The organism is Dehalococcoides mccartyi CG5 (assembly GCF_000830885.1).
Taxonomy (GTDB): domain Bacteria; phylum Chloroflexota; class Dehalococcoidia; order Dehalococcoidales; family Dehalococcoidaceae; genus Dehalococcoides; species Dehalococcoides mccartyi_B.
The window spans coordinates 838,342-852,573 of record NZ_CP006951.1 but is presented as its reverse complement, the minus strand read 5'-3'; the positions used below and the strand labels follow the sequence as shown (position 1 = coordinate 852,573).

Annotated in this window: 15 protein-coding genes and 1 tRNA gene; 8 read left to right on the top strand and 8 right to left on the bottom strand. The window is 47.8% G+C overall.

Translation table 11 applies throughout. The features are described from left to right. Positions 1-40 precede the first annotated feature (40 nt). Genes X794_RS04525 through X794_RS04510 form a run of 4 tightly spaced genes read left to right on the top strand, consistent with a single transcriptional unit; the run spans position 41 to position 3,842 of the window. Entirely contained in the window at positions 41-958 is a 918-nt protein-coding gene (locus tag X794_RS04525; protein WP_011309495.1) for an ABC transporter permease, read from the top strand. A gap of 7 nt (positions 959-965) precedes the next feature. Beyond that, positions 966-1,871 carry an ABC transporter permease gene (locus X794_RS04520; RefSeq protein ID WP_041344559.1) on the top strand — a complete coding sequence of 302 codons (906 nt, stop codon included), beginning with the start codon at positions 966-968 and terminating at the stop codon, positions 1,869-1,871. Between the two features lies 1 nt (position 1,872). Next, positions 1,873-2,880 (top strand): ABC transporter ATP-binding protein, encoded by a 1,008-nt coding sequence (locus X794_RS04515; RefSeq protein ID WP_015407104.1) that lies wholly within the window; start codon positions 1,873-1,875, stop codon positions 2,878-2,880. Beyond that, the gene (locus X794_RS04510; RefSeq protein ID WP_011929197.1) at positions 2,853-3,842 is read left to right on the top strand and encodes an ABC transporter ATP-binding protein; all 990 of its coding nucleotides are present in this window, start codon (positions 2,853-2,855) and stop codon (positions 3,840-3,842) included. The genes X794_RS04515 and X794_RS04510 overlap by 28 nt, the downstream gene beginning before the upstream one ends. A 24-nt stretch (positions 3,843-3,866) precedes the next feature. Here X794_RS04510 and X794_RS04505 read toward each other — a convergent pair whose 3' ends face one another. From X794_RS04505 to recN, 5 genes are all read right to left on the bottom strand, one after another. Beyond that, entirely contained in the window at positions 3,867-5,288 is a 1,422-nt protein-coding gene (locus tag X794_RS04505) for a sensor histidine kinase (RefSeq protein WP_011309491.1), read from the bottom strand. Positions 5,289-5,295: 7 nt separating this feature from the next. Then, positions 5,296-5,979: a response regulator transcription factor gene (locus X794_RS04500; RefSeq protein ID WP_011309490.1), complete on the bottom strand. Its 684-nt coding sequence runs from the start codon at positions 5,977-5,979 to the stop codon at positions 5,296-5,298. A 102-nt stretch (positions 5,980-6,081) separates the two neighbouring features. Continuing rightward, positions 6,082-6,606, bottom strand: coding sequence for a hypothetical protein (locus X794_RS04495; RefSeq protein ID WP_011309489.1), 525 nt, complete (start codon positions 6,604-6,606; stop codon positions 6,082-6,084). A 106-nt stretch (positions 6,607-6,712) separates the two neighbouring features. Then, positions 6,713-7,576 (bottom strand): DMT family transporter, encoded by an 864-nt coding sequence (locus X794_RS04490; protein ID WP_011309488.1) that lies wholly within the window; start codon positions 7,574-7,576, stop codon positions 6,713-6,715. 2 nt (positions 7,577-7,578) lie between these two features. Continuing rightward, positions 7,579-9,345 (bottom strand): DNA repair protein RecN, encoded by a 1,767-nt coding sequence (recN, locus tag X794_RS04485; RefSeq protein ID WP_011309487.1) that lies wholly within the window; start codon positions 9,343-9,345, stop codon positions 7,579-7,581. Between the two features lie 183 nt (positions 9,346-9,528). Between recN and X794_RS04480 the strand changes: the two genes are divergently transcribed. After that, positions 9,529-10,668, top strand: coding sequence for a tubulin/FtsZ family protein (locus X794_RS04480; protein ID WP_011309486.1), 1,140 nt, complete (start codon positions 9,529-9,531; stop codon positions 10,666-10,668). 88 nt (positions 10,669-10,756) lie between these two features. Here X794_RS04480 and X794_RS04475 read toward each other — a convergent pair whose 3' ends face one another. Further along, positions 10,757-12,082, bottom strand: coding sequence for a hypothetical protein (locus X794_RS04475; RefSeq protein WP_011309485.1), 1,326 nt, complete (start codon positions 12,080-12,082; stop codon positions 10,757-10,759). Positions 12,083-12,212: 130 nt separating this feature from the next. Between X794_RS04475 and X794_RS04470 the strand changes: the two genes are divergently transcribed. Then, positions 12,213-12,590 carry a RidA family protein gene (locus tag X794_RS04470; protein ID WP_011309484.1) on the top strand — a complete coding sequence of 126 codons (378 nt, stop codon included), beginning with the start codon at positions 12,213-12,215 and terminating at the stop codon, positions 12,588-12,590. Positions 12,591-12,662: 72 nt separating this feature from the next. Here X794_RS04470 and X794_RS04465 read toward each other — a convergent pair whose 3' ends face one another. Continuing rightward, complete coding sequence (locus tag X794_RS04465; RefSeq protein WP_011309483.1) at positions 12,663-12,905, bottom strand: hypothetical protein; 243 nt, start codon at positions 12,903-12,905, stop codon at positions 12,663-12,665. A gap of 282 nt (positions 12,906-13,187) precedes the next feature. Continuing rightward, positions 13,188-13,264: transfer RNA gene (locus tag X794_RS04455), tRNA-Asp, on the bottom strand. Positions 13,265-13,426: 162 nt separating this feature from the next. On the opposite strand from X794_RS04455, the gene rpsF reads away from it, so the two are divergent. Next, positions 13,427-13,756, top strand: coding sequence for a 30S ribosomal protein S6 (rpsF, locus tag X794_RS04450; RefSeq protein WP_011309482.1), 330 nt, complete (start codon positions 13,427-13,429; stop codon positions 13,754-13,756). Positions 13,757-13,806: 50 nt separating this feature from the next. Further along, a complete protein-coding gene (locus tag X794_RS04445; RefSeq protein WP_011309481.1) occupies positions 13,807-14,214 on the top strand; it encodes a single-stranded DNA-binding protein in 408 nt (135 codons plus the stop codon). The last annotated feature ends 18 nt before the right edge of the window (positions 14,215-14,232 follow it).

The following is a 14,232-nucleotide window of genomic DNA, read 5'->3' as shown; positions in this document are numbered from 1 at the left end:
ACATAAACCCGTCGGGCCCTGCGTATATTAAAGGGTAGCTATGGGAAAGTATATTCTCAGACGAATACTCTGGCTGGGGCTGGTACTTCTGGCGGTGTCCTTTATCACCTTCAGTCTCATGCATCTGGTTCCGGGGGGGCCTTGGGACCGGGAAAAAGAGCTTGCTCCCCAGATTGTAGAAAATCTGAACATAAAATACGGTTTGGATAAACCCTTTTATGAGCAGTATATAAACTATGTCTGGAATGCTCTGCATGGGGATTTGGGTGTTTCTTATAAGTATCAGGACCGCAGTGTGACCGAGATTATCGGTACAGGTCTTCCCATAACGGCTACTCTGGGGGTAATTGCCTTTATATTGGCACTGGTTATAGGCATTCCATTAGGCATGGCGGCGGCTCTCAAGCAAAACTCGGTTATAGATTATGTGGCAGTAGTTTTTTCAACGGTGTTTGCCAGTATCCCTGGCTTTGTCTTAGGTATTTTACTGGTTATTATTTTTTCTGTCTGGTTGCATTGGTTGCCTACCAGTGGTTGGGGAGACTGGCGGCAGATTATCATGCCTGCCTTTTCTCTGGCGGCACTGCCGGCAGCCTATACCGCCCGCATTACGCGTGCCTCCATGCTGGAGGTAGTCAGACAGGATTACATACGTACTGCCAGAGCCAAAGGTTTGAGTGAACGGATTATTCTTTCCCGGCATACCCTGCGGAATGCTCTTATCCCGGTTGTCACTGTGGCCGGACCTGAACTGGCATTTCTGATTGCCGGTTCATTTATAATTGAAAACATATTCTCCATACCCGGTGTGGGACGTCTGTTTGTTCAGGGGGTATTTGCCCGGGATTACGGGCTTATTATGGGGACGATTCTTTTTTATGCCTTTGCGGTGGCTATTATAAACCTGATAGTAGACATAATGTACGGCTGGATAGATCCGCGTATCCGTTATGATTAGGTGAGATATGTTTAACCTGTTTTATCGGGCAAAAAAAGAGGTTACTGAATCGGAAACATCTTCCCGGCAGCATCATACGCTTTGGGGTGATGCCTGGGTAAGGTTGCGGCGTAATAAACTGGCGGTTCTCGGGGGGTCTATTATCCTGCTTTTGGCGCTGGCCGCTATATTTGCGCCGCTGTACCTGAAGTATGATTTTGCCACCCAGAATTACGATGCTATTTTGGTAGGGCCTTCAACTGAACATTTGCTGGGTACTGACGAACTGGGTAGGGATGTGTTTTCCCGCCTTATTTACGGTGCCCGCACTTCACTGGCGGTAGGTTTGTTTACCCAGCTGGTAGTGCTTATGGTTGGTCTGCCCATAGGGGCTATTGCAGCCGCGGCAGGCGGCAGGGTAGATAACCTACTGATGAGGTTCGTAGACATAATGTATGCATTCCCTGATATCCTTTTGATAATTCTGCTGCGTGCCATTTTCGGCGGCAGTATATTTATGATATTTTTGGCCATAGGGCTTGTAGCTTGGGTGGGTATTGCCCGCTTGGTACGTGGGCAGATACTGTCAGTCAAACAGCGGGATTTTGTGGCTGCGGCCAGAGCCATGGGCGGAAGCGGTGCCTATGTAACCCTTCGCCATTTGCTGCCAAATTCACTTGGTCCCATTATAGTTGCCATAACGTTTAACATACCCAGAGCTATTTTTGCTGAAGCCGCTCTTAGTTATATTGGTATTGGTGTCCGTCCCCCCACTCCCAGCTGGGGTACTATGATAGCCGATGGCAATAATGTTATCTATGCCGCACCTTATCTGGTTATTTTCCCGGCTATTGCCATAGCTATACTTATGCTTTCATTCACTTTCCTGGGAGACGGCCTGAGAGATGCCCTTGACCCGAGATTGAGAAGATAAAATGACTAAATTGCTTGAAGTAAAAAATCTGGTAACCCATTTTGTGACTCAGGACGGTATAGTTCAGGCAGTCAACGGGGTTTCCTTTGAGGTTAATCAAGGTGAAATTGTGGCCTTGGTGGGAGAGAGCGGCTGCGGTAAAACCGTGAGTTCTCTGTCCGTACTCCAGTTGATACCTCAGCCCCCGGGCAAGATAGTAGATGGCAAGGTAATATTTGCCGGCATGGACTTGCTCAAAAAGAGCAAAGAAGAGATGCAAAAAATACGCGGTTCGCGTATTTCCATGATATTTCAAGAGCCTATGACTTCGCTAAATCCGGTATTGACCATAGGGCGGCAACTGACCGAAGGGCTTCAATTCCATCTCAAGCTGGACAAGAAAGAAGCTACCCGCCAGGCGGTGGAACTCCTGAAGTCAGTGGGTATTCCACATGCTGAAGGGCGGCTAAACGATTATCCCCATCACTTCAGCGGTGGTATGCGTCAGCGGGTTATGATAGCTATGGCTTTGGCTTGTGAACCTCAGCTTGTTATCGCAGATGAACCTACCACTGCTGTAGACGTAACTATTCAGGCTCAACTGCTTGACCTGATACGCAACCTGACCTTACGTTTGAATACAGCTCTGATTATCATCACCCACAATCTTGGTGTGGTAGCCAGATATGCCCAACGGGTGTATGTGATGTATGCCGGGCAAATTATGGAACAGGGTACTGCTATAGATGTTTATCATAACCCTCTCCACCCGTATACGGCCGGACTTCTTGGTTCTGTACCCCGGCTGGACGAACCCAGACGCACCCGTTTGCAGCCTATAGATGGCCAGCCCCCAGATCTGATTGCACCGCCGCAGGGTTGCCCGTTCGCCCCGCGCTGTGTATACGTTAAGCCGGAATGCAAACTCAAACGGCTTCCGCTGGTAGAAATAAATCCGGGCCATTTTACAGCTTGTCTGGTTGCCCAGGAAGGGGCGTTGCCATGGAAAAAGATATTATCCTTGAAGTAACCAATCTGACAAAATATTTTCCTGTTACCGGCGGATTTTTTGGCCGCAAAAAGCTGGCCGAAGTCAAAGCGGTAGATGGGGTAAGTTTTGCTATTCACAAAGGAGAAACATTGGGATTGGTAGGTGAAAGCGGGAGCGGCAAGACTACTGTCGGCAAAAACATACTTCAGCTTCAGCGTCCCACTTCGGGTGAAATCTGGTTTAAAAATAAAGATCTGGCCAGTTTGAGCAACAAAGAACTTCGTCCTTACCGCCAGAAACTGCAGGTGGTTTTTCAAGACCCGTATGAATCGCTTGACCCGCGTTTTACAGCCGCAGACATTATTGGTGAACCTTTAAGGTTACATAAAGTAAAAGGCGGAGAATACAATAAACGCATAGCCGAACTTTTAAAGCTGGTGGGTTTGTCTCCATATATGGCAGAGCGTTATCCCCATGAATTCAGCGGCGGTCAGCGCCAGCGTCTTGGGGTGGCCAGAGCTTTGGCCCTCCAGCCTGAATTTATAGTTTGTGATGAACCACTTTCGGCTTTGGATGTATCTATTCAGGCCCAAATAATAAATCTGCTGGATGACCTGAAGAATAAATTTGGTCTTTCATACTTGTTTATTTCACATGACCTGTCTGTGGTCAGACATATTTCAGATAGGGTAATGGTAATGTATCTGGGCAAACTGATGGAAGTGGCAGACCGTGACAGTATGTATGAAAAACCTTTGCACCCTTATACTCAGGCACTGCTTTCAGCCGTGCCTATACCTGACCCGGCGGTTGAGGCTGAGCGCAAAGTTATTATTCTGAAGGGTGAAGTGCCCAGCCCCTTGAATCCGCCCACCGGCTGCGTATTTCACCCGCGTTGTTTCAAAGCCTTTGAAGATTGCCCTAAAGTGGTGCCGGTAATGGGAGAGACTTCGCCCGGTCATCACGTGGCTTGTTTGCTTTATAAAGAATGCTGGCCTTAAAAGGTTTGGTTTAACAGCTATAGATTAGCCGCGGCTGACAGGCAACCAGTAATTAAAGGTGCTGCCTTTTCCAAGTGTGCTTTCTGCCCAGACATAACCGCCGTGGGCTTCTGTCATCTCTTTTACAATAGCCAGACCCAGTCCGCTTCCGCCTTCGCTTCGGGCTCTGGAAGTGGTTACCCTGTAAAAACGGTCAAAGATATGGGGTAAATCTGCCGGGGGTATACCTTCTCCGGTGTCAGCTACTGATACCATTACCCCGGGTTTGCCCTGATAAAGCATGTTCTTCAGGCTAAGGGTAATCTGCCCCCCTGTAGGCGTGTGTCGCAGGGCGTTACTGAGCAAGTTGGAGGTTATCTGGTTTAAGCGGATGGCGTCACCAGTAATGGCAGATGAACCGCTTGAGATATCTGTTATAAGGGAAATGGACTTGTCTTTGGCTAGTATTGATGCCTGCCTGGCCTGACGCTGAACAATATCTGCTATATCCACCTGGGCCATTTCCAGTTTTAGCTTGCCTGATTCAGCCAGAGATATATCCCGCAGGTCCTTGATAAGGCGGGTAAGAGTGGCTGACTCTTCTTTAATGGTGGTAAGGTGATGGGTATCCGCCGCGAATACCCCATCCAGCATACCGTCTACAGTGCCCTCAATAACTGTAAGCGGGGTACGCAGTTCATGGGCAATATCCGCCAGTAGCCTCTGACGAGACTGTTCGTTGTTCTCAAGGTTTTTTGCCATGTGATTGAAACTTTCAGCCAGTTCCCCCAGTTCGTCACGGGAATTCACTTTTACCCGCTGGGAGAGTTTTCCGCTTGCAATTTGTCTGGCACTGCGGTTAAGGATATTTATGGGGCGGATAATCTGATTAGCCAGCAGTAGTCCCAGCCCCAGTGCGGCCAGCCCAGCCAGTGCACCGGATATCCAGATAGACCTGTTCATCTCGTCTAAAAGCTGCTGTTGGGGTTCGGTAATGATGGTAACGGCGGAATTGCCGGTGCTGTTTTGACCGTTGTGCATACCCTTGCCATAACCGCTGCCGGAGGCACTGATGTCACTGCCAAGCCAGTAAAAGTAACCCGCTGCCGTACCGGAAACGCTTACCGTATTGCCGTCTGATAGGTTGTATTCGTCTGTTAAGTGTCCTACCCATTTGTTCTCGGTATCAGCTAATATCAGTCCGCCGGCATTACTTAAAACCAGACGCCCGCCGTTACTGCCCAGCAACTGGACAAGTATGTTATCCACGTTATTCCAGCTCTGGTACTGGGCATAATATGTACCCAGAGTACTTTCCACGCTGGTTATAAATTCGTTGTTTCCCCTGATAATATACTGGCGAAACTGGCTGGCGGTCAGCTGGTTGGCGGCAAAAGAAGTGAGGCCTACCGAAAGTAAAACCGTAAGCAGAAGAGCGCCAAATATTTTATAACTCAGGCGGGACATCGTATTTTTATCCTCTGTCTTTCATCTTGTAGCCCACCCCGTGTACGGTCAGGATATAGGTAGGGGATTCGAGGTTAGGCTCTATTTTTTTTCGCAGATTTTTAATATGGCTGTCTATGGTGCGTTCATATCCTTCGTAAGCTTCGCCCAGCTTGTCCAATATCTGCATACGGGAAAAAACCCGGCCCGGACTTACGGCCAGGCTTATCAATATATCAAATTCGGTGGCGGTCAGGTCTACAGTTTTGCCATCAATCTTGACCAGACGCCGTTCCTGATCTATCTCCAGTTGGTCAATAACCAGTGCTGAATCAGGGCTGGGGGGGTATTCAGACCGTCTGAGCTGGACTTTGACGCGGGCTACCAGTTCCTTGGACTCAAAGGGCTTGGTCATATAATCATCCGCCCCAATTTCCAGTCCTATAAGCTTGTCGGTGAGTTCGTCACGGGCGGTAAGCATTATTATAGGTACATGGCTTTCCTTGCGGATTTCGCGGCAGACATCCCAGCCGGATATTTCAGGCAGCATCAGGTCAAGTATTATCAGGTCAGGGTTTTCTTCGTGAAATTTGGCTAAGGCTGTCTTGCCGTCATAAGTAGCTATCACCCTGAAGCCTTCACGTTCCAAATAGGCTTGCAGGATTTCCGCTATCCTTTTTTCATCATCAGCTATCAGTATTTTCTTGGACATGTCCTTCTCATATTATAATGTCAACTGCCAAACGGCAAGGGGCAGGCTTTTGAGACCTGCCCCTTTGATATCAGCTATAAGCGCTTAGCAGGATTGGGAGGATTATCTTCCGCTGCCCCTTTGTCCGGCACCGCTGCCGTCGCAGACACCGCTGCCACTACTATTGCCGGCGCCAATTCCTGTGCCATCACCGGCACCACTGATAGGCCCGGTTCCGTCACAGACGCCATTTCCGGCACCTGACTCGTTACCCGTACCGGAAATCTGGTTGACCATGCGGATAACGTTCTGTTCCATTATCTGCAGGCGGTAAGTACCCTGCTCCCCGGTAATCTGGCCGGCAGTTACCATAGCCTGTACTGCGGCTCTATGCTGTTCCATAAGGGCATTTACCAGAGCTTCAGCAGTGACACCCTGTTCGGCTGCAATTTCGGCCAGAGTTTTACCGCTCTGGCGTTCAGCCTGAATTTCTGCCTGAGTCATATTGAGCAAAGTCAGTACTGTTCCGTCACATTCCCCGGCAAAACTGCGGGTTTGACCGGCAGCTGAGACAGTGGAAAACAGGAATAGGGCAGAGAGGGCAGCCACTACCCCCACGATGGTAAAAACTTTTAGACCCTTTTTCATTTCTGTAACCTCCTCAGGTTGTTATGCAATAACTATACAAGGCGTGTGTGGAGATATTATGGAGGAGGTATGTAAATGGTATGTCAAAATTGGTTCAAGCAGATTATCAGCGGCTGTGGCCGTAACGGTTTACCAGTATGACCCCCAGCAGTGCCAAAAAGCCGCCCAGCAGGCTGATTACGGCCGGTATTTCACCCAGCCAGAAGAAGGCTATGACTATGGCAAAAACCGGGTTCAGATACAGAAAGCTGATTACCTGTGAGGTGCGGGCTTTGGACAAAGCATAGCTGTACAAGAGATAGGATATGGCAGTAGGGAATATGCCCAGATAAACCACCGCCCAGGTAGATGACGGAGGGGCTTCAGATATTTCTTTGAAAAGGCCGGGTGCAAATACCATGAGCAGTAAAGTTCCTGCCCAGATGGCATAGGTGGAAAACTCAAATCCGCTGTATTTTTTGAGCAGGGGTTTTTGGAATACTATATATAGGCTGGTACAGATAGCGGCTAGCAACACAAAAAAGGCATGGGGCTCAAAGCTGAGGGTTTGGCCTTCGCCCAGAGTGATTATAACAATTCCCCCGAAGCTGAGAAGTATGCCCAGCCAGCCGGCCGGAGTGAGTTTATCCTTGTAGAAAAATCTGGCCAGCAAAACGCTGAATATGGGGGCGGCCGCAATGATAAGACTGGCAGCGCCGGCGGTGACTGTTTTTTCACCATAATTGAGGGCGGAGTGATACAGGCTTATACCCACCAGCCCCAGCAGAAATATGGCCGGCAAATCCCGTTTGTCCGGCAGGCGCATGCGGGTTATCAGGGCGTATATAACCAGAGCCACCGAAGCCACCAAAAAACGCAGGAGTGCCATATGGGACGGGCTGTAGTCTTCCAGACCCACCCGTATGGCGGCAAAGGCGGATGCCCAGAATAAAGTAGTAAAGACAAGGGCTATTAAAATATGTCTTGGCATGGCTATCTACCGCTTAGGGGTATGTTCAGTTCGGGCTGTTCGGGGCTGGTCTCCTTAAATATAGATGCCTTTTTTAAGAGTTCACGGGCGTTTTCCAGCGATTTCTCGCCCGTTTGGTTGCCTGACAGCATTACTGAAAGTTCGGCAAGGTGTCCTTCAGTATTTAAGTGTTCAATATGGCTGTTTATTCTGCCGTTAAACTCGGTTTTGGAAACATAAAAGTGGTGGTCTGCGTAAGCAGCTATCTGGGGCAGGTGAGAAACGCTTATCAGCTGATGCCCCTGTGACAGCTTCCAGAGTTTTCGCCCCAGCATATCTCCGGAGCGTCCGCCTACGCCTATATCAATTTCATCAAATATCATTACCGGTATATCATCCAAACGAGAAGCAGCACTCTTTAACGCCAGAGTAATGCGTGATATTTCACCGGTAGAAGCTATTTTGTTAAGAGGGCGGAGAGGTTCACCGGGATTGGTGCTTACAAAAAACTCCACCAGGTCTGTACCGCTGGATGAGAAACCAAGTATTTGTCCGTCTACCGGCAAACCATTTTCATCCGCTTGGGTCTGGAAATTTACTTTAAATATTACCTGACCCATATTAAGGTCTGAGAGTTCGGTTTGAACGGCTTTTTCCAGTTTCTGGGCGGCTTCTTTGCGAAGTGCACTTAGTGAAGAAGCCATATCTCCAAGGCGGCTTTTTAAGTCTGTTATAGCACCTCCTAGTCTATCTATATTTTGGGCAAAGTGGCCTATATTATCCAGTTCGGTTTTGGTTTTAGCCAGAAAGGCCAGTATCTGGGGAATATCCCGCCCGTATTTCCTTTCCAGACTGTGGATAAGTGCCAGACGGTTTTCAATATCTTCCAGTTCCGAAGGGTTAAAATCCAGCCCACGGTTATAGCTTTGCACCAAGCGGATGCTTTCCTCAAGGATGAAGTAGGTATCCTCAACTTCATCTGCCGTGTTTTTTAGGGCGGGGTCTATTTCGGCTATTTTTCTTATAGACTGCATGGCTTGGTTTAAATCTGCCAGTGCGCCACCGTTTTGCCCGCTACAGAGATGTTCCAGTGACCGGTGAACCAGTGTTTTTAATTTTTCGGTGGAAGCCATAACCTGCCGTTTGGAAAGCAGGCTTTCCTCTTCTCCTTCGGCAAGGTTAGCCGCCTCTATTTCATCTGCCTGAAAACGCAGAAATTCCTGCTGGCGGACAGCTTCACGGTTTATTTTTTCCTGCTCAGACAGTTGCCTTTGCAGACTGGTTAGTTCATTTGCCAGACGGGCAAATTCAGTGCGCTGGATAGTGGTATGGGCATAACCGTCCAGCATATCCAGATGGAAAGACTTGTTCAGCAGGGACAGGTGTTCGCTCTGGCCGTGTATATCAATAAGATACGGGCAGAGGCGGCTTAGGACAGAACGGCTTATGGCACTGCCGTTTAACCTTAGAACACTGCGTCCAGCCAGTTTGGACTCAAGGCGGATAATAAGGGTATCATCTTCCAGTTCCTGCCCATTTTCTGCCAGCAGAGCGGCTATTTTAAGGCGGCTGGCGGGGTTTAAATAGAAGATTCCTTCCAGAGTAGCCTCGTTGGTCTGGTGGCGGATTTGTTCGTCACCGATACGCCCGGAAAGTAGGCTTTCCACCGCATCTATGACCAGTGATTTTCCGGCTCCGGTTTCACCGGTAATGACATTAAGGCCTTCACCCGGTGACCAGGTGATATCTTCAATAATGCCAAAATTTTTTACCCGAAGTTCAACTAGCATAACACCGCGCCAAACCCGTTTTTTATATTTAAAACCATTATCTGGTTTTAAGGCCGAAAAATCAAGAAAACAGGTTGTGAGATATCAAATTGGGAGCTTCTGATTGACTATTGCTACCTTAGCAGTTAAACTTTTAAAGGTTTTTAGATATTTTGCTGAAAAGCGGGTGAAAAAGTGAAATTAATGGTCATAGGCTGTGGCCAATGCGGCGGGCGCATTGCAGACCAGTTTGCCCTGTTAGGTAAAAATGCCAAGCGTCAGCGCGGCATCAGCATAGTGTCAAATGTTTTGGCGATAAATACCGATATTGCAGATCTATCCGGTCTGGTGCATGTGAAGCCGGATTATAAACACCGTATTCTTATCGGCAGCCGTAAAACCGCCGGGCATGGTGTGGGTAAACTTAATGAGCTTGGAGCCCAGCTGGCACGTGAAGACGGTGATAAAATATTAGACAGTATCCGCGAAACCCGCCTCCTTCAGGATACCGATGCTTTTTTGCTGGTAGCAGGGGCATCCGGCGGTACCGGCTCAGGAGCTATTGCGGTACTGACCAAGATGATAAAAGAACGGTTTGTAGATAAACCGGTTTACAATATGATTGTTCTGCCCTTTAACTATGAAGAAGTCACTGAAGAGCGGACTATTTATAACGTAGGTACTTGTCTGAAATCTGCTTACGGTGTGGCTGATGCCGTGATACTGGCTGATAACCAGCGTTATGTACGTGATTCCTCTTCTATAAGTGACAATTTCAGTAAAATAAATTACCGTTTTGTAGAGCCTTTTTACAACATACTTTCTGCCGGTGAGGAAACCACCCCCCGTTATATCGGCTCAAAGGTGCTGGACGCGGGCGATATTATACAGACCCTATCCGGCTGGACGGTTATCGGACACAGCAAGATCGCGAATTCATTTTTGCCTTTCAAGCTGGATTTCAGAGGCAAGCATGCCGAAACCCAAAAAGGCGCACAGGCTATGGAAGACGCCATTTCCGAGCTTTCTTTGAAATGCCGCCCTGAAGACGCCAGACGGGCTCTTTATCTGCTGTCTGCTCATCCCAACAAAATGAGCATAGATATCATTAAAGAGTTGTCATCTACCTTGAGGGACAATGCCAAACATGCCATTATCCGCAGCGGTGATTACCCCCGTGGTGACAATATGGGTGTGACTGTCATTATGTCTGAGATTTCCAGCCCCAAAAAAGTTATGGATTATTTTGACCGCACCATTCGCTTTATCTCGCTGGATAAGCGTTTGTCACAGGGGTTCAACATGGAAGATGCTTTCGGAAGTATACCCTCTCTGCTGGACTAATAAGCGGGCTGTTATTTATAACTGATAAAAAAGAGCCGTACCTTGTGGTGCGGCTCTTGGCATTTAGCTTTATTTTACGGGGCTATTATTATTCGTCCTCGTCAGTTTCTTTGGCACCGGGTTCATTCTGACGTCTGGCTTTATTAGCGGCATACATTTTAGCCAGATACTCCAGACGGTTTTGGGTAACTTCATTTACCTCTTTGGCAGGGAAGTCTACCCTGTTGTTCTTTTCTTCAGGCTCGGAGTAATAGGGATTTTCTTCGGAAACTGCTTCGGTCTCTTCCTGAGTATTATCTGCCGCTGCGTCTGCTTGAATAGCTTCAGGCGTTACGACCTGCGGCTGGTGGGCAGGGCGGGGCGAGATTGCCGGGCGGGTGACAGGCGGTTCACTTGCCGCAGCTTCCAGTTTTTCAGCGGTCTGTTTGGTAACAGCGGCTATAATCTGTTTTGAGGTATCTACACTGCTGATAAGTTCTTTAAATACCCCGACCCAAGTCTGAGATACTTCCTGAGCGGCTTTACGGCTGGCCTCAACAGCTTTGGCGGAAGCAGCCTTGGCATCATCAGCAGCCTTGTGGGAGGTTTCCTGTATCTGTTTCACTGCCTGTACTGTATTCTGCTGGACTTCTTCAACCCTGGATACAGTTTCTTTAAGGTGGGCATTGGAAGAATCTACCAGATGCTTCATTTGGGCATTCATGGCTTCCGCTTTGCAGATTTCATTTTGAAGCTTGTTTATAAGCTCTGAAATTTCTGCCGAAGAGTTCTGGCTGAGCTGGTTCATTTCAGCTATAGCTTTAGTGGAATTTTTAACATTTGTATCTACATTTTCGCGTATGCGGGCGCCGTTTTCTTGCATCTTGAGCAGGGCAGATTCAGAAGCCCTTACGGAAACATCCGCGGTCTTTTTCAGCATATCTATGGTTTCGTCAGATTGGGAAACAGCATCGCGCGAGGCTCTTATGCACTCGTCACTCATTTCCTTGGCGGTACGGATGCTGTCCTGAGCAGCTTGCTTGGCAGAACGGGTGGCGTCCTCTATGCGGAGCATGGCTTCCTTAGTCTGGCCCACTGCCGCTTCGCAGTTGTCCTTAGCCCAGCGGCTGGTGTCATCTGCCCGTTTTACAGCTTTTTCAAACAGGTCTGTATATTTAGCTAGCATCTCCTCAGACCGGCGGCTGGCTTCCTCAGCTTTTTGGGTATAAAGGGCGGTATATTTATCCATGCTGTCCTGATACTGTTTGGCCGTAGTATCAGCCTTGTCTATGGCCGTTTGAGAGTCTCTGGCAGCAGCTTCGGCTGCTTTCTTAGCGGCTTTGGCTTGGTCTTCAGCCTGTTTAAGGGCTATGCGGGTAACTTTTAAATATTCTTCAGCAGATTCTTTGGCTGATTTGCCGGTTTCTTCGGTCATTTTCCACCTCATATAATTTGGTAATTTTAGACAAGTTATTCTACAATTAAAAATCCGCCATAGCAACGCTTTAAAATGTTGTTCTGAACGGCAGGCAATTGGCGAATAAATAATGAAGAAAGAATGATAAATGAGCAAGAAGTATTTTTCAGCACCTGGAGCACAAGGGCCGTATTCACTGGCGGTTAAAGCAGGCGATTACCTGTATATTTCCGGACAGATAGGCCACACTGACGCAGACGGTCGGCCTTTGGCTAGTGTTGAGACTCAGACCAAACGTTGTCTGGAAAAAATGGCCGATCTTCTTAAGACGGCAGGTGCTTCTTTTGATGATGTGGTAAAGACTACCGTATTTTTGAAGAATCAGGAAGACTTTACCAAAATGAACGGTGTTTACACTATATTTTTCAGCGGTGCAAAACCTGCCCGTTCCACGGTCATTGCCGGCATGGTGTTCCCTGAAATAATGGTAGAAATAGAGGCGGTAGCCTATTTACCGGAAGCATAATTACACCCTAAAGCACAAAGCCGCTCACATTTCAGTTGTGAGCGGCTTTATTATTTGAAAACATTTATTGGGCTAAAGATGTTCTATGGGGATAATCTCCCCGCACTTAGGGCATTTGATAGCCGACAGATAGTGCTTCTGGTAAACCGACTTGAAGCCGTTGGTGGCGAAAGCGGAGACAATGCTGCCGATGTTTTCTCTGGCAATATGGTCGGTTTTGACCTTGACTTCATCAAGAGTGCCTTCCATGGTTATGGTTTTTATGTCTTTGGCATTAGGGCTGGTAATCACAATTTCAAATTTTTCAGTTTCCACTGGTAGCTCCTTAAGAGTACTCTGGGAATATTCTAAACTATCTTTGCTTAATAAGAAAGCCTTGCGGCAAATTTATTATTGAGGCAGTGTATATATATTTGAATATGTCACCGGGAAAAGCATTTTTTGAAATATGCGGCAGTAATAGAAAAGTAAAAATAATGCTCAGGGATAGGTAATGTTTTTCAGGCAGTGGGGCAAATCCCGGTTGTAACAAGAAGGAAAGAAAGTTTGACCGGCAATGTGGTATACTCTGGTAGTTGAAAGCAAAAAGAAGCTCAATGGCGACCCCAGGGGGATTCGAACCCCCGATCTCCACCGTGACAGGGTGGCATGTTAGACCGCTACACCATGGGGCCTAGAAGCGGAAAACAGTTTAGAGTATTTGACGCAATCTGTCAAATATGATTTGGGGGTAGGCAGGTTCATTCTGCCTAATATTGTTTGCTTCTTCGCTATATGCTATAATGACCGTCAGATTTTTTAAGGGAATATATTGCCTTTAACTTAGAGAGGAAAACATGGCCGCAAGCGAACTACTTAAATCCAGAGTTGAAAACCTGCGTGATTACGAACTGGTGGTTATCTTAACCACTGACACCCCGAAGGAAAAGGTTGAGGCCATTCTGGAAGGCATTAGCAAGACCATAGCTGAAAAAGAAGGCAGCTTTACCGAAGTAAACCACTGGGGTAAGCGTAAATTGGCCTACCTTATAGGTAGGTATGTTGAGGGTTATTACGTGTTTATCAAGATGAAGGCCAAGCCTTCTTCCATACGCAAGATAAGCACTGACCTGCGCATTTCAGAGCAGGTTATTCGGCATATGGCCATTAATATGGACGAAGAATAATATCTGACTGATTACCGCTAGAGGATTTTGCCAGAGAGGAGACACGAGAGATGGTGAGTTTGAACAAGGTTATGATAATTGGCAATGTTGGCGGTGAGCCGGAGATGCGGTATACCCCCAGCGGGCATCCCGTTACCTCCTTTAAAGTTGCTACCAACTGGGTTTATAATACCCCTGAGGGTGAGCGCAAGCAGGAAACCGAATGGTTTACGGTGGTGGCTTGGAACAAGCTGGCCGAACAGTGCAACCAGTTCCTTTCCAAAGGACGGCTGGTGTATGTGGAAGGACGGCTTCGCACCCGTAGCTGGGAAGGGCAGGATAACCTGAAGCATTACCGTACCGAGGTGATTGCTTCAAGGGTTACCTTCCTTGAGAAAGCTAATGTGGGCACTGGTATAGATGCCCGTGAAGATGACAATGGCGGCGGTGAATTAGAACCGGAAGACATTCCGTTTTAGTGAATATTAAATCTCTTG